Below are 15,952 nucleotides of genomic sequence, written 5' to 3'. Positions count from 1 at the left end.
GATGGTCGACGCTGACCGGCGATGGTCCCGAAACCGTGCAGATCCGGAGTTCCGCGTGACCAGCATCGACAGCCCCGGCGACGCCGTGGAGATGGGCGAGAGCCCGGAGACCGCCGACGCCGATCTCGTCCTGCGCACGCGCTCGGGCGACCGCACCGCGTTCGGCGAACTCTGGCATCGCCACTACCGCTCGGGCATCACGGTGGCTCGTTCGGTCAGTCCGGGGCTCGATGCCGACGACCTCGTGCAGGAGGCGTACGCCCGCATCTACCAGTCGATCCTCCGCGGCGGCGGGCCGACGGGCTCTTTTCGCGCTTACCTCTTCACCAGCATCCGCAACACGGCGGCTGCGTGGGGGCGGGGCGGCCGGGAAAGCACGGTCGATCTGCTCGACACCGTCGAAGACCCCGCGACGAGCGATGAGGCGACGGATGCCGCGCTCGACCGGAGCCTCACGCACCGGGCTTTCCGGAGCCTGCCCACGCGGTGGCAGGAGGTGCTCTGGTACACCGAGATCGAGCAGATGAAGCCGGCCGAGGTCGCTCCCCTTCTGGGCATGAAGCCGACCGCCGTCGCGCAGCTCGCGTTCCGCGCGCGAGAGGGCTTGCGCGAGGCGTGGATCCAGGCGCACCTGCAGGCGGTCGAAGACGGCTCGGACTGCCAGTGGACGATCGAGCGGCTGGGCGCACACGTGCGCGAGAACCTCTCGCGCCGCGACCGTCGCAAGGTCGACGAGCACCTGACCGACTGCACGCGCTGCACGATCGTCGCTGCCGAGGCCAAGGCTGTCTCGAGCCGGCTCGCCCTCGTGCTCCTCCCCCTCGCGCTCGGCGCGACAGGTGCCACCGCGTATCTCGCGACGCTGCAGGGCGGCGGGGTCCCGGCCGTCGCTCTCGCCGCCGGCGCGACTCCCATGGTGCCGGCGAGCTTGAGCGCCGGAGCGGGAGTCGCCGGCACCGGATGGTCGGGCGCCGGAGGCTCTGCCGCGACCGTCGGATCGACGGCATTCGGCACGTCCTCGGCCGTGGTCGGCAGCGCATCCGGCGCGACGCTGACAGCGGTCGGAGTCGGGGCGGCCGCCTCTGCGGGAGGCGTCGGAGGAGTGCTCTCGGGCATCGGCGCATTCATCGGCGTGACGACGGCCGCCGCCGTGCTCGTCGGCTCGGCCGTGACGGCGTCCATGGCCGCGCCCGGAGCGTTCGACCAGCCGGCGCCGAGCCCGCTGGCTCCCGCGGCGTTGATCCAGAGCGCCGACGACCAATCGGCCGCGCCCGGCGGCGAAGCCCTTCCCGACGAGACCCTCCCGGGCGATGGGGGCGCGACCTCGGAGCCCGCGATCGGCATGCCCTCGGCATCCGCGGCCACCGTGTCGTTCTCGGGCGCGCAGCCGACCTTCACCCTCCCTCTGGCAGGCGACCCGGGGGCGACGGTCGAGGTCCTGCTCAACGGAGCGGTCGCCGCCGACGCGCTCCTCGACGAGACCGGACGCGGGAGCGCCTCGTTCGCCCCGAACTACGGCCAGCTCAACAGCAACGCGCGCCTCGGCCTGCGCTACCGCGTCGCAGACGGCTCCGCTCCCGACCGCACGATGCGGCTCAGCGACGTCGCCGACCTCGCGCCGATCCTCGCGGCGATGAAGCCGCAGTCCGCGCGAGGGAGCCAGGGCGCCCAGGGGAGCGGCACCTCGGGCAGCGGCACCGCCACGCCCGGCGACACCGGGAGCGGCGCGACGGACACGCCGGCCACCGGTGGCTCCGGCCGCGGCAACGGCAATGCCAACGGGAACGGCAAGACCAACGCGAACCCGCGCAGCGGCAACAACGGCGGCTCGGGCTCCGGCAGCACAGGGACAACGGGCTCGGGCACGTCGGTCGACAGCGGCAGCACGACGCCGGGCGCCGCCTCGACGCCGGGCGCCGCCTCGACGACGAACAGCGGCAACACCGCCGCCGGCAACGGCCCCACCGCCAACAGCGCCAACAACGCCAACAACGCGCCGACCAACAGCGGCAGCGGCCCCACTGCGCGCAGCGCCAACGCGGCGTCCGGCAACGGCCCCGCCCCCAGCAGCGCCAGCGGCTCGGCCTCCGACGGCGGCACCGCGACGCCGGGAACCAGCGGAACCCGCCCGGCCAACGAGCCCGGGAACACCGCGGGCCGCACCTCCGGGTCGGGCCCGACGAACGAGGCCGGGAGCACGGCGGGCCGCGCGAGCGGCACCGACTCGACGGGCGGGGGCGATCCCGGCGGCCCTCAGAACCCGCCCACGGCCGGCGGCGTCGGCGTCGTCATCGCCGCCGTCGCCCCGGAAGGCCAGGCGGCGCCCTCGGCTTAGACTGGAGGTCATGTCCGACACGCCCCACGTCCGTCCCACCGCCCCGGCACAACCGCAGCCGGGCACACCGGAGCCGGGCACTCAGGCACCGCTCTCGGGCATCGACATCCTGGCGTTCCTCTGCGAACTGTTCGCGTTCGTCTCGCTCGCCGTCTGGGGCTTCCTGTTCTGGGCGTTCCCGTGGAACATCGTGTTCGGCATCGGGGCGCCGCTCCTGGCGATCCTCGTGTGGGCGCTCTTCGTCTCGCCGCGCGCCGTGTTCGGCGTCCACCCCTTCGTCCGCGCGCTCGTCGAGCTTCTCGTCTACGCCTCGGCCACGATGGCGTGGTGGAGCATGGGCCAGCCGTGGATCGGCCTGGTCTACGGCATCGTCGCGGTGACGATCGGCGTCTTCGCCGGACGGCGCCGCTTCACGTGAGCCACTCCCCCGACGACGTCGTCGCCCGCCTCCGCGCCGTCCTGGGTGGGCGCGTCGACACGTCGGAGACAGCCCGCCACGACGCCCGGGCCGACAAGTCGGGGCACGCGGCATCCGGTCTTCCCCTCGCCGTCGTGCATGCGGAGTCGGTCGCCGACGTGCAGGAGACGCTGCGCATCGCGACGCAGACGCGCACTCCGGTCGTCACGCGCGGCGCCGGCACGGGCCTCGCGGGCGGCGCGAACGCGGGCGGCGGCGAGATCGCGCTGTCGGTGCGACGGATGACGCGCATCCTGGAGGTGCGGTCCGACGACCTCCTGGCCGTCGTCGAGCCGGGCATCCTCAACGCCGAGCTCAACGCCGCCCTCGGCGAGCACGGCCTCTGGTGGGCACCCGACCCGGCGAGTCGCGCGATCTCCACCGTGGGCGGCAACATCGCGACGGGCGCCGGCGGCCTGCTGTGCGCGAAGTACGGCGTCGTGCGCGATGCCGTCCTCGGCGTCGACATCGTGCTCGCCGACGGGCGGCTCCTGCGTCTCGGCCACCGCACCGTCAAGGGCGTCACGGGCCTCGACCTCACTTCGCTCGTCATCGGCTCCGAGGGGACGCTCGGCGTCATCGTCGGCGCGACCCTGAAGCTGCGCCGCCTCGTCCCCGGCACGGTGGCGACGATCGCCGCGACGTTCCCCGACGTGCGAAGCGCTGCCGAGGCATCCGCCGCCGTCACGGCGTCGGGCGTGCAGCCGGCGATCATGGAGCTGATGGATGCCGCGTGCCTCCGTGCCGTCCACGCGCTGCTGCAGCTCGATGCGCCCACCCCCGGCGCCTCCCAGCTGACCGTGCAGACCGACGGGCCGGCCGCCGACGTCGAGGCCGACGCGATCGCTGCGACCCTTCGCGCGGCAGGCGGCACGGTCGCCGTCACGCACGACCGCGACGAGGGCGAGCGCCTCCTCGCGATCCGCCGCTCGATGCACCCCGCGATGGAGACGCTCGGCACGACCCTCATCGAAGACGTCTCGGTTCCCCGCAGCGCGCTCCCCGCCATGTTCGACGAGATCGCGCGGGTCGAGCGCGAGCACGGCATCGTCATCCCGACCGTCGCGCACGCGGGCGACGGCAACCTCCACCCGAACTTCATCTTCGACGGCGAGATCGGCGAGGACGGCACGATCGAGGTGCCCCCGGCGGTGTGGGATGCCGCGGACGACCTCTTCCGCGCCGCGCTCCGCCTCGGCGGCACGCTCACGGGTGAGCACGGCGTCGGCGTCCTCAAGCGCCGCTGGCTCGCCGACGAGCTCGGCGACGACCAGTGGGAGCTGCAGCGTCAGATCACGCGGGTCTTCGACCCGCTCGGCATCCTCAATCCGGGCAAGGTCTTCGCGCAGTGACACCCGAGGTCCGCGTCAGCGCCGCGCTGGTGACGGATGCCTCGTCCCTCAGCCCGGCGAGTTGCCAGTAGATGTGGCAACTCGGCGTCGAGTTGCGCGCACGACTGGCACCTCGACGACGGATGCCCCGCCCCTCCCCGCCCCTCGCCGCGAGCGGCGAAAGGGCAGAAGTGCCCTCAGCCCCGCGAGGTGCCAGTAGATGTGGCAACTCGGCGTCGAGTTGCGCGCACGACTGGCACCTCGACGACGGATGCCGCGTCCCGCCCCGCCCCTCGCCGCGAGCCGCGAGCGGCGAGCGGCGAGCTCTCAGAGACCCTGCCAGGCGGGCTTGTTGTCGAAGGTGTAGCGGTAGTAGTCGGCGAAGCGCAGGCCGGAGGCGGCGGCCTCGTCGACGACCACCGTCGCGTGCGGGTGCAGCTGGATCGCCGATCCGGGGAGGGATGCCGTGACCGGGCCCTCGACGGCGCCCGCGACGGCCTCGGCCTTGCCCTCTCCGAAGGCGAGGAGCACGAGGTGCTTCGCGCGGAGGATCGTCCCGAGCCCCTGCGTGATGCAGTGGCGGGGGACATCGTCGACCGAGTCGAAGAAGCGCGCGTTGTCGTGGCGGGTCTGCTGCGTGAGCGTCTTGACGCGCGTGAGGGACGCGAACGAGGAGCCCGGCTCGTTGAAGCCGATGTGCCCGTCGGTGCCGATGCCGAGGATCTGCAGATCGACCCCGCCGGCGGCGAGGATGGCCTCTTCATACGCCTCACCGGCGTGCTCGATGCCGGCGAGCGACCCGTCGGGCACGCGCACGCGCGCGGGATCGAGGCCGAGCGGCTCGATGACCTCGCGGCGGATGACCGAGCGGTACGACTCGGGGTGCGCGGGGTCGAGCCCGACGTACTCGTCCAGCGCGAAGCCGCGGATGCGCGACACGTCGACGCCCACGAGCCGCGGCGCGAGCGCTTCGTACACCGGGAGCGGCGTGGACCCCGTCGCGAGGCCCAGCACCGCCTCGGGGTCGCGCTTGACGAGCCGCACGATCTCGTCGGCGACGAGCGCGCCGGCGGCCGCGGCATCCGCGACGATGATGACCTCAGCCATGTGTGAGCACCTCTTCCGGTTCGCCCGTCTGCGCGCCGATGAGCGCGGCGCCGAGTGCCGCCGCGGGCGACCCCGTCGGGAGCAGCTCGACCCGCTCCTCGAGGCGCAGCGACCGCATGAACGGGGATGCCTCGGCGCTCGCGGCGAGTTCGGCTGCGACATCCGTCATCAGCCGGTCGCCGAGGGCCGTGACGCCTCCGCCGAGGACCACGACGTCGACGTCGGCGGTGAGCACCAGGATGCGGACGGCAGCGGCGACTCCCCCCGCGAGGCCCGAGCGCAGCGCCGCCGCTTCGGGGTCGCCCGCGTCGGCGGCGTCGAACACGTCGCGCACCGGCAGTCGTCCCGGACGGTTCCAGCGCTCGGCGATCGCACCGCCGCCCGCGAGGGCCTCGATGCAGCCGCGCTGGCCGCAGCGGCACGCGGGGCCCTGCGGATCGACCGAGATATGGCCCACCTCCCCCGCCGTGCCGCGCGCGCCGCGCCAGAGCTCGCCGTTCGTGACGAGCCCGGCCGCGATCCCGGTGCCGAGGTTGAGGTAGGCCATCGAGCCGTGGCGGAGGTCCAGGCCGTGCGTGCTGCCCCTCAGGGCGTACGCGCCGAAGGCGGCGGCCTTCACGTCGTTCTCGACGCGCACGGGGATGCCGAGCACGGGAGCCACCTCGCCCGCGAGATCCAATTCGTCGACGCCGAGGTTGACGGCGTGCCAGACGCGCCCCGTGCCCGCCTCGATCTGCCCCGGGATGCCGACGCCCACCGAGACGATGTCGTCGAGGCCGATCCCGGCATCCGTCGCCACGGCGTTCACCGCGGCCACCGCGGTGCGGACGATCTCTTCGCCGCCCCAGCCGGTCGCCAGGCGCACCCGCGCGGCGATCGACCCGTCGGCGGCGACGACGACGGCGTCCGTCTTCGTGCCGCCCATGTCGAGTCCGACTCTCATGGGCCGTCCTCCCCTCGGGAGGCGGCTGCACCCTGCACGTCCATCAGCCCTTGACCGCCCCCGCGACCAGGCCGCTCGACATGCGGTGCTGCACGATGAGGAAGAAGATGATCACCGGGACGGCCATGATCGTCGAGGCCGCCATGACGAGGGCCCAGTCGGTCGCCTTCGTCGCCTGCACGAACGCGCGCAGCCAGATCGGCAGCGTCATGGCCTCGGGCCGGGTCATGATGACCAGCGCGAAGACGAACTCGTTCCACGCCTGGATGAACGCGAAGACCCCCGTCGCGATGAGCCCGGGCGCGAGCAGCGGGAACGTGATCCGCCAGAAGGCGCCCGTGCGGCTGCATCCATCGATCATCGCGGCTTCTTCGAGATCCGCGGGGATCCCGTTGACGAAGCCGCGCAGCGTCCAGATCGTGAACGGAAGCACCATCGCGATGTAGACGAAGCTCAGGCCGATGATCGTGTTGATGAGGTACCAGCCGTCGAGCACGCGGAAGACCGAGATGATCATCGCCTCCGCGGGGATCATCTGGATCACGAGGATCGCGACGATGAAGGTCGTGCGGCTGCGGAACCGGTAGCGCGAGACGGCGATCGAGGCGAGGAAGGCGAAGACGAGCGCCGCGACGAGGGTGATCCCGGTCACCGCCATCGAGTTGAAGAGCGCCGTCACGAGGCCGTCGTCGGCGAAGGCCTCCTGGTAGTTCTTGAGCGTGAACTGGTCGGGCCACCAGTGCGGCGGCGTCGAACGGACGGAGGATGCCGGGAGCAGCGACGTGTTCACCATCCAGTAGACGGGGAACAGCGACGCGACGATCACGACGATCGCGGCGAGGTTGAGGAAGACGCGCGAGACGGCGCGGCGCGGACGAACGGTCATGACTCCTCCGACCTGAGCATCGTGCGGATCCAGACGGCGGAGATGGCGAGGAGGATGACCACGAGGATGACGGAGATCGCGCCGCCGGCGCCGAGATCGCCCGAGGCCATCGAGACGCTGTAGATGTAGACGCCGATCGTGTTGGTCTCGGCGCGGACGCCGCCGATCGACTGGAGCGCATAGATCTGCGCGAAGACCCGCAGGTCCCAGATCACCTGAAGCACGAGCAGCACGAGCAGGATCGAACGGATGTAGGGGAAGACGATGAGGCGGAAGCGGGCGAACCCGCCGGCGCCGTCGAGCGACGAGGCCTCGAGCACTTCGCCGGGCACCTGCGAGAGGCCGGCGTACGTGCTGAAGGCGACGAAGGGGATCGCGCCCCACGTGATGATGATGGCCGCGACCGCGAAGAAGCTGAGGGGGTCGATGAGCCAGCTGTGGCCCATCCAGTCCTTGCCCGTGACCTGGGTGAGCACCCAGTTCACGAGGCCGTACTGGGTGTCGAAGATCCAGCCCCACACGATGGTGGCGGTGAGGGCGGGCATCGCCCACGCGAGCAGCAGCGAGACCGAGACGGCGGTGCGCATGACGGCGCCGAGCTTGGTCATCATGACGGCGATCGCGACACCGAGGAGCATCGTGGCGACGACGCTCACGACGCAGAGCGCGACGCTGCGCCCCAGGACGGCCCAGAACTCCGGATCGGCCAGGACCGCGACGTAGTTGTCGAGGCCGATGAACTCCGGCGGCGCGCCGAAGATCTGCGCGCGGCCGAACTTCTGGAACGACATGATGACGAGCTGCACGAGCGGCCAGCCGATGAACACGGCGAGCATGATGAGGGCCGGCGTGAGCAGTGCGAGCGGGGCCCACGGGAACCTCCGTCGCTTGCGCGCGGGCCCGGGGTCGGATGGCGCCGCCGCGTTCGAGGTCACTTCGGGCATGGAGATCGTCGACATGGCTCGCCTCCTCTCAAGGGGATTCTGTCGGACCTGGGGTCCTGCGGACATGGGACGGGGCGCCCCGCATGCAGGGCGCCCCGTCATGGCGGCATCAGCCGTTGAGGATGGCCTCGATCTGCGTGTCGGCGTCCTTCGCGAGGGACGTGACGTCACCGCCGTTGGCGATGTTGACGAACAGGTCCTGCATGATGCCCTTGGCCTCGACATCCGCCCAGTTCGGCGAAGCCGGCGTGAGCTTGGCGTTGGCCGCGGCCGCGGCGATGACCTTTGCGAGCTCGGGCGTCGCGGCGGCGACCTGGTCGCCCAGCGAAGTGAGCGCGGGAACGAGGCCCGCCTTCGCGAGGATCGTCTGGTAGCCGTCGCTCAGCATGATCTCGAGCGCCTTCTTGGCGAGGTCGGGGTTCTTCGACTTCGCGGCGATGCCCACGTTCGAGCCGCCCGCGAAGACCTGAGCCGTCGAGCCCGACTTCATGCCGGGGAGGGCGAAGTAGCCCGTGGTCTCGGCGACCGCGGTGGGCTGCTTGTCCTCGTCGGCGACGATCGACCAGTAGGCCCAGCTCGGTGCCGAGTAGGTCGCGGCCTGCTCGGTGCGGAAGGGCACCCAGCCGTCGGCCTCATCGCCGTCCTTCGGCGCCAGCGACGCCTGCGTCATGAGCGTCTGGACCTGCTCGAGGCCCTTCACGGACGCGGCATCCGAGAGCTGGGCGTCCCACTTGTCGCCCTTCTTGACCGCGATCTCGCCGCCGTTCTCCCAGATGAAGGGGAGCGCGTTGTACCAGTCCTTGCCCGGGAAGTAGACGCCCGAGACACCCGGGAGCGCCTGCGCGAGAGTCGTGCCGTTCGAGACGTACTCGTCGAGCGTCGTCGGGACGGTGACCCCGGCCTGGTCGTACATCGACGTGTTGTAGAACACGACGCGTGCGCCCGAGTAGTAGGGAGCGGCGTAGAGCTTGCCGTCCCACGAGCCGGCCTCGACGAAGCCGGGGAGCAGGTCGTCGCCGCCGAGCTCCTTCTTGATGTCCTCGAGGCTCAGGAGAGCTCCGCTCGACGTGAAGGCGGGCGCCTGGGTGTTGCCCATCTCGACGATGTCGGGGCTGTCGTTGGACGACAGGCTCGTCGTGAGCTTGTCGACGAGACCGGTCCACTGCTGCTCTTCGATGACCAGCTTCGAACCCGGGTTCTCGTCCTCGAACGTCTTCTTGAGGTAGTCGCGCGCGTCCTGCGGCGTGTCCGTTCCGACGAGCCAGACGCGGATCTCCGCGCCCTCGCTGCTGCCGCTGGAGCCTGCATCGCCTCCCGTGGAGCAGCCGGCGAGGACGAGCGCCGAGGCGCCGAGGAGCGCGACGGCTCCGAGCGTCTTGTTCATGGTGTCTTCCTTTGTTGTTTCTCTCTTGGTGTTCGGAGAGGCCGGGCGGCCCATCCGGGGGGAAGTTCGGGTGTTCCGGGCGACCCGGGAACACGGCGCGGCCGTGCTACGACACCCCCAGTTGTCCTGACAGGACCATGACAGCCGCACCGCGCAGGACGATGTCCTGGCCCTGCTCCGTCATCCGCACGCGGACGCCGTCGTGGAACTCGGCGAGCGTCCGCGCGCGAAGGGTCTCGACGGTCGCTTGAGCGAGGGGTCCGTCGAGAAGTTCGGGAGGGCCGGAGAGCACGATCTCCGACACGTCCAGCACGCCGACGACGGGGGCGAGGGCGATGCCCAGGCGCTCCCCCGCGTCGCGCAGGATGCCGGTGCGCGCCGCCTCATCGGGCGCCGCGGCGAGCCGGGCGGTCAGCGGCGGCACGGCGAGCCAGGCTTCGAGGCATCCGACCTTGCCGCACACGCACGCCGGGCCCCCGTCGGTGCCGACGGTGACGTGCCCGATCTCGCCCGCGGCGAAGTGCGCGCCGCGCATCGGCTGCCCCGATGCGAGAAGGCCCGAGCCGACACCGCGTCCGACCTTGACGAGGAGGACGTCGTCGCCGGCGCCGCCGAAGGTGTACTCGGCGAGCACGGCGGCGTTGGCGTCGTTCGCGACGAGGACAGGCAGATCCAGCGCCTCGCGGAGGGCCGTCTCGAGGTCGAACCCGGCCCAGCGGAAGTTGGGCGCCGTCAGGATCACGCCGTGGTCGTCGACGACACCCGGCGTGCCCACGCCGATGCCGAGCACGGGCGCGTGGGAGTCGGCGACGAGGTCGCGGGCGAGCGCGACGACGGCGGCGACGACGTCCTCATGACCGCCCGGGACGGGGATGTGCCGGCGCGCGACGATGTCGCCGTCGAGCGTCAGGACGGCGCCGATGAACTCGTCGGAGCCCGAGAGGTCGAGCCCCACGATGCGGTGGCCGTCACGGTCGAGGTCGACGAGCATGGCGGGCTTTCCGGGACCGGATGCCTCGCGCACGCCCTTCTCGGCGACGAAGCCGTCGGCGATGAGCTCGCCAACGAGGTCGGAGATCGTGACGCGGGTGAGGCCCGTCTCGCGGGAGAGGTCGGCGCGGCTCATGGCGCCCTGGTGGAACAGCGTCTGCATGACCAGCGACCGGTTGTGGCCGCGCGCGTGCTCGGGCAGGACCTTGCTGCCCTGGCGGAGCGCCCGCCCGGGCCCGAAGGTGCGTCCGGGGGCGGCGGTGGCTGGGTGCGGCGGCTCGAGGGTGGAAGAGCCGCGCTGCACTTCCGATGCAGTCATGTTTGTTAGTAGACCTTACGAACAAACGCGCACGCAAGCCTTGGAAACGGTTTGGACGGAGGGTTTACAAACTCGTTACATTTCGGCGCGGCATCCGTCGGTCTCGCGGTGCCTCTTCAAACGACGGATGCCGTCGCCTACTGTGGGCGCGGAGGAACCATGAATCGCCGAGCCGCCGCCATCTGCCTCTCCGCTCTCGCCGTGCTCGCCCTCGCGGGCTGCACCGTCTCCCCCGCCGACGACCCCGCGAGCTCGTCGCGTCCCTCCGCCTCGGCCTCCGCGGTACCCACCGGCGACCAGTCCGTCGCTGCGGCGTGTGCGCTCGTGCAGGACACGATCGACGAGGCGAACGCGGAGTTCGCCTCTGCCGCCACAGCGAATCCCGCCGACGTGGTGGCCGCGATGAAGGCTGCGGCGCAGAAGCTGTCGGACGCAGCGTCGCGCATCTCGAACTCCGAGGTCGCGGCCGTCCTGCCCGACCTCCAGGCGATGTTCGAGAAGACCGCCGACACCATGCAGAGTCTCGTCGACGGGGACGTGTCCAAGCTCGACCAACTGGCCGCCATCGGCGACGAGTTCCAGAAGACGACCGCTCGATTCCAGGAACTCTGCGCGCCCGAGTGAGTGCGCGAAGACGACCGTGATAGGACCGTTGCCCATTTGGAATATGCCATCCCGTAGCATGGAACGGCATGTTCGGGAGCCGGGGGGTTGATGGCATGACCGATCTGGCCACGAGGCCTGACGCCGGGGGATCGTCGGACGACGACGAGACCGCGGTCATCGACGACGTCGCGACACGGTCCGGCGACGCAGGCGAGACACCGCCCAGCGAATACGAATGGGCTCCCGCGCAGCCCGCGCCGAAGAAGCGCCGACTGTGGCTCTGGATCGGGATCCCGGTCGCCGCGGTCGTTCTGGGCCTCGGCGCCGCCTCGATGTTCCTCATCGCGCCGGGCACCTCGATCGCGGGCGTGCCCGTCGGGTTCCTCACCCCGGGCGCCGCTGCCGATGCCGTGCAGAAGCAGCTCGCATCGACCACCGTCGTGCTCACGGGTTCGGGCGGCGGCGCAGAGGTCACCGGCGCCGAGCTCGGCGCCGAGGTCGATGCCAAGGCCCTCGCCGAAGCGGCCTTCGCGAGCCACCCGGCGTGGAATCCGACGACCTGGAACGCCGGCGCCGCCGATGTCGTCGTCGAGCTCGACCCCGCGACAGCTTCTGAGGCGCTGCGCGCCGCGGTCCCCTCGATGTACACCGACCCGACCGACGCCTCGATCGCCTTCGACGCCGCGAGCGCGACCTACGTCGTGACGCCCGCCGTCGACGGCCAGGGCATCGACGTCGCCTCGGTGCAGACGGCGCTGACGGATGCCTTCGCCTCCGGCGCCGGCACCGTCGAAGTCGCCGCGACCGCCGCGGCGGTTCCCGCCGAGGGCACCACGAGCGTCGCGGACGCGACCGCCGGCATCCTCAACGGCATGCTCGATCGGGCGGGCTTCTACGTCGGCGAGGAGCGCACCGTCCCGATCGACCGCGCGACCTTCGCCTCGTGGCTCACGGTCACGCCCGCCGAACGCGGAACCTTCACGATCACCGCCGACCCCAACGCCATCCAGCCGAGCGTCGACGGCCTCGCCGCGGCGGTCAACCGTCCCCCGGTCGACTCGACCACGATCGTCAACTCCTCCGGCAAGGTGCTCAGCACCCCGACCGAGGGTGTCGTGGGGCGCGAGCTCGGTGCGACCGACGGCATCGCCAAGTCCTTCGCCGAGCAGATCGGCACGGGCAACGCGGCCTACCCGCTCCCCGTCACCGAAGTCGCCTTCAAGACGACGAGCCTCGCGCGCCTCCTCGAGGTCGACCTCAGCGAGCAGCGCCTCTACGTCAAGGAGAACGGCAATGTCGTGGACTCCTGGCTCATCTCGAGCGGCGCGAACAACACCCCCACCTACACCGGCCATTACAACATCGGCTACAAGACCACGGTGCAGACGATGAACGGCTACAACCGCGACGCCGCCGGCAACATCACGGGGACGTACTCGACGCCGAACGTCAAGTGGCCGATGTACTTCAACGGCGGCCAGGCGTTCCACGGCGTGTACTGGCACAACAACTACGGCCGCACGATGAGCCACGGCTGCGTCGGCATGCCCGAGTGGCGTGCGCAGTGGATCTACAACTGGGCGCCGAGCGGCACCGACGTCTGGATCCACAACTGATCTGACAGAGACTTCCCGAACGAAGAAGAGCGGATGCCGAGGCATCCGCTCTTCTTCGTCTGCAGGTCTTATCGCAGCGAGTCGATGATCCCGTTGAAGGTCTGGGACGGGCGCATGACCTCGACGACCCGCTCGGGGTCGGGACGGTAGTAGCCGCCGATGTCGACGGGCGACCCCTGCACCGCGAGGAGCTCGGCGACGATGGCCTGCTCGTTCGCGGCGAGCACCTCGGCCACCGGCGCGAACACCTCGGCGAGCTCGGGCGCGGCCTGCTGCTTCGCGAGCTCCTGCACCCAGTACAGCGCGAGGTAGAAGTGGCTGCCGCGGTTGTCGATCGTGCCCAGCGCACGACCGGGCGACTTGTCGTTCTCGAGGAACGTGCCGGTGGCGGCATCCAGCGTGTCGGCGAGCACCTGCGCCTTGACGTTGCCCGCGAAGTTCGCGAGGTGCTCGAGCGAGGCCGCGAGGGCGAAGAATTCGCCGAGCGAGTCCCAGCGCAGGTAGTTCTCGGCGAGGAGCTGCTGCACGTGCTTGGGCGCCGAGCCGCCGGCGCCGGTCTCGAACAGGCCGCCGCCCGCGAGGAGCGGGACGATGCTGAGCATCTTCGCCGACGTGCCCACCTCGAGGATCGGGAAGAGGTCGGTGAGGTAGTCGCGCAGGACGTTGCCCGTGACCGAGATCGTGTCCTCCCCCTTGCGGAGGCGGTCGAGCGAGTACTGCGTCGCCTCGGCCGGCGCCAGGATCTTGATCGTGAGGCCTTCGGTGTCGTGGTCGGCGAGGTACTCGCGCACCTTGCCGATGAGCGCGGCGTCGTGCGAGCGGGTCTCGTCGAGCCAGAAGACCGCGGGGGCTCCGGTCGCGCGCGCACGCGTCACGGCGAGCTTCACCCAGTCGCGCACCGCGACGTCCTTCGTCTGCATCGCGCGCCAGATGTCGCCCGGCTCGACGCTGTGCTCGATGAGCACGTCGCCGGCGCTGTTGACGATCTGGACGGTGCCGGATGCCTCGATCTCGAACGTCTTGTCGTGGCTGCCGTACTCCTCGGCGGCCTGGGCCATGAGACCGACGTTGGGGACGGTGCCGATGGTCGCGGGGTCGAGCGGCCCGTGCGCGATGACGTCGTCGATCGTCGTCTGGTACACCGAGGCGTAGGACGAGTCGGGGATGACGGCGAGCGTGTCGGCCTCTCCCCCGTCGGCGCCCCACAGCTTGCCGCCGTTGCGGATGAGCGCGGGCATCGAGGCATCCACGATCACGTCCGACGGGACGTGCAGGTTCGTGATGCCCTTGTCGGAGTTGACGTACGACAGGCGCGGGCCGTTCGCGAGATCGGCCGCGATGGCGGCGGCGATCTCGTCGCCGCCCTCGATGCCGCCGAGGCCCGCGAGGATCGCGCCGAGGCCGTCGTTGGCGGTGAGGCCCGCCTCGGCGATCTTGTCGCCGTAGCGGTCGAAGACGTCGGCGAAGTAGGCCTTCACGACGTGGCCGAAGATGATCGGGTCGCTGACCTTCATCATCGTGGCCTTGAGATGCACCGAGTACAGGACGTCGTCGGCCTTGGCCGTCTCGAGCGTCTCGGCGAGGAACGCGTCCAGCGCAGCGGCGGAGAGGAACGTGGCATCCACGATCTCGTCCGGCAGGACCTTCAGTCCCGTCTTGAGCGGCGTCGTCGTGCCGTCGGCCGCGACATGCTGGATGGTGAGGACGTCATCGGAGGGGATGATCGTCGTCTTCTCGTTGGACTTGAAGTCGTCGTGGCCGAGCGTGGCGACGCGCGTCTTCGACCCCTCGGCGAAGGGCCTGTTGCGGTGCGGGTGCTTGCGGGCGTAGCCCTTGACGGCCAGCGGCGCACGGCGGTCGCTGTTGCCCTCGCGCAGCACCGGATTGACGGCCGACCCCTTGATGCGGTCGTAGCGCGCGCGGACGTCTTTCTCCTCGACAGTGGACGCCTCGTCCGGGTAGTCGGGGATGTCGTAGCCCTGGCTCTGCAGCTCGGCGATCGCGGCCTTGAGCTGCGGGATCGACGCGGAGATGTTGGGCAGCTTGATGATGTTCGCCTCGGGGAGCGTCGCGAGGCCGCCGAGCTCGGCGAGGGCGTCGCCGACCTGCTGCTCGGGCGTGAGCTTCTGCGGGAAGGCCGCGAGGATCCGGCCCGAGAGCGAGATGTCGCGCGTCTCGACATCGACGCCGGCCTGGCGCGTCACCGCCTGGATGATCGGCAGGAAAGAGGCCGTCGCGAGTGCCGGAGCCTCGTCGGTGTGGGTGTAGATGATGGTGGATTCGGTCACCTGAGTCGTCTCCGTTCGGGTCGCCGTCCCAGCCTATCGCAGACCGCCAAAGTATCTTGACGTCAAGATATCCTCCTCGTCACGCGACGACTCGGGCGTGCTGGATCGGGCGTCTTGCGGCTAGCCTGTGGTCTATGGGCGACCTGCGACTGGTGGAACTGTCGGCGAGCACGATCGTGGCGGTGAACAATCTGTCCCTCAAGCCGGGGCAGGAGCAGTTCCTCGCACCGGTCTCGTACGCCGTGGCGGGCGCGGTCGCCAATCCCGCGACGGCCTGGCAGCGCGTCGTGCTCGACGGCGATGAGGTCGTCGGGTTCGTGAGCGCCAATTTCGACGACGAGGCGCCCGAGGAATACTTCCGGTCGGTCCTCTGGCGGATCAACGTCGACGCGGACGACCAGGGCCGCGGTGTGGGCAGGTTCGCCGTCGACGAGCTCCTCGAAGAGGCCCGTCGACGCGGCAAGGACCACGTCGACGTCATCTACGAGCCCGGCGAGGGCGGCCCCGAGGCGTTCTTCCGCCGCGTCGGCTTCACGCCCGTCGGCGAGACCGAGTACGGCGAGGTCATCGCCGAGGTCCGCTTCTGATCTTTCCGGCGCCTGCCCGGACGCGGGCCGTTACGTCGGAGATCGCCACGTCGTCGGATGATCCGGCGCGGATTCCTCCGACATTGTGGTGATCTCCGACGTTGCGGCGCGGCGCGCGTCCGGTGGAGGGCGCGAGGACGAATGCCGCGGCCCGGGCGG

Annotated in this window: 13 protein-coding genes; 6 read left to right on the top strand and 7 right to left on the bottom strand. The window is 70.8% G+C overall.

Annotated elements, in window-relative coordinates; all coding sequences use genetic code 11:
- The first annotated feature begins 55 nt into the window (after positions 1–55).
- Genes ACSBPH_RS14030 through ACSBPH_RS14020 form a run of 3 tightly spaced genes read left to right on the top strand, consistent with a single transcriptional unit; the run spans position 56 to position 4,144 of the window.
- Entirely contained in the window at positions 56–2,335 is a 2,280-nt protein-coding gene (locus tag ACSBPH_RS14030) for a sigma-70 family RNA polymerase sigma factor (protein WP_442574933.1), read from the top strand.
- A 10-nt stretch (positions 2,336–2,345) separates the two neighbouring features.
- Entirely contained in the window at positions 2,346–2,753 is a 408-nt protein-coding gene (locus tag ACSBPH_RS14025) for a YrdB family protein (protein ID WP_442574932.1), read from the top strand.
- Positions 2,750–4,144, top strand: coding sequence for an FAD-binding oxidoreductase (locus tag ACSBPH_RS14020; protein ID WP_442574931.1), 1,395 nt, complete (start codon positions 2,750–2,752; stop codon positions 4,142–4,144). Before ACSBPH_RS14025 ends, ACSBPH_RS14020 begins: the two co-directional genes overlap by 4 nt.
- 306 nt (positions 4,145–4,450) lie before the next feature.
- Here the strand turns inward: ACSBPH_RS14020 and ACSBPH_RS14015 are convergent, their stop codons facing one another.
- From ACSBPH_RS14015 to ACSBPH_RS13990, 6 genes are all read right to left on the bottom strand, one after another.
- Positions 4,451–5,230 (bottom strand): glucosamine-6-phosphate deaminase, encoded by a 780-nt coding sequence (locus tag ACSBPH_RS14015; protein ID WP_442574930.1) that lies wholly within the window; start codon positions 5,228–5,230, stop codon positions 4,451–4,453.
- Positions 5,223–6,173, bottom strand: coding sequence for an ROK family protein (locus tag ACSBPH_RS14010; RefSeq protein ID WP_442574929.1), 951 nt, complete (start codon positions 6,171–6,173; stop codon positions 5,223–5,225). Before ACSBPH_RS14010 ends, ACSBPH_RS14015 begins: the two co-directional genes overlap by 8 nt.
- A 43-nt stretch (positions 6,174–6,216) precedes the next feature.
- Entirely contained in the window at positions 6,217–7,059 is an 843-nt protein-coding gene (locus ACSBPH_RS14005) for a carbohydrate ABC transporter permease (protein WP_442574928.1), read from the bottom strand.
- Complete coding sequence (locus ACSBPH_RS14000; protein ID WP_442574927.1) at positions 7,056–8,018, bottom strand: carbohydrate ABC transporter permease; 963 nt, start codon at positions 8,016–8,018, stop codon at positions 7,056–7,058. Before ACSBPH_RS14000 ends, ACSBPH_RS14005 begins: the two co-directional genes overlap by 4 nt.
- A gap of 94 nt (positions 8,019–8,112) precedes the next feature.
- Positions 8,113–9,387 (bottom strand): extracellular solute-binding protein, encoded by a 1,275-nt coding sequence (locus ACSBPH_RS13995; RefSeq protein WP_442574926.1) that lies wholly within the window; start codon positions 9,385–9,387, stop codon positions 8,113–8,115.
- 106 nt (positions 9,388–9,493) lie between these two features.
- Positions 9,494–10,696: an ROK family transcriptional regulator gene (locus ACSBPH_RS13990; protein WP_442574925.1), complete on the bottom strand. Its 1,203-nt coding sequence runs from the start codon at positions 10,694–10,696 to the stop codon at positions 9,494–9,496.
- A 159-nt stretch (positions 10,697–10,855) separates the two neighbouring features.
- On the opposite strand from ACSBPH_RS13990, the gene ACSBPH_RS13985 reads away from it, so the two are divergent.
- Both ACSBPH_RS13985 and ACSBPH_RS13980 read left to right on the top strand, forming a co-directional pair.
- The gene (locus ACSBPH_RS13985; protein ID WP_442574924.1) at positions 10,856–11,320 is read left to right on the top strand and encodes a hypothetical protein; all 465 of its coding nucleotides are present in this window, start codon (positions 10,856–10,858) and stop codon (positions 11,318–11,320) included.
- Positions 11,321–11,415: 95 nt separating this feature from the next.
- On the top strand, positions 11,416–12,918 hold the full coding sequence (locus ACSBPH_RS13980) for a L,D-transpeptidase family protein (RefSeq protein WP_442574923.1): 1,503 nt from the start codon (positions 11,416–11,418) through the stop codon (positions 12,916–12,918).
- A gap of 68 nt (positions 12,919–12,986) precedes the next feature.
- On the opposite strand, the gene ACSBPH_RS13975 is transcribed toward ACSBPH_RS13980, so the two are convergent.
- On the bottom strand, positions 12,987–15,206 hold the full coding sequence (locus ACSBPH_RS13975; RefSeq protein ID WP_442574922.1) for an NADP-dependent isocitrate dehydrogenase: 2,220 nt from the start codon (positions 15,204–15,206) through the stop codon (positions 12,987–12,989).
- Between the two features lie 134 nt (positions 15,207–15,340).
- Here ACSBPH_RS13975 and ACSBPH_RS13970 point away from each other — a divergent pair, with 134 nt between their 5' ends.
- Entirely contained in the window at positions 15,341–15,793 is a 453-nt protein-coding gene (locus ACSBPH_RS13970; RefSeq protein WP_442574921.1) for a GNAT family N-acetyltransferase, read from the top strand.
- The last annotated feature ends 159 nt before the right edge of the window (positions 15,794–15,952 follow it).

Source organism: Microbacterium sp. F51-2R, assembly GCF_052180235.1.
In the GTDB taxonomy this organism is placed as follows: Bacteria; Actinomycetota; Actinomycetes; order Actinomycetales; family Microbacteriaceae; genus Microbacterium.
The sequence above is the reverse complement of the archived record's forward strand: the minus strand, read 5'-3'. Positions and strand labels throughout refer to the sequence as shown.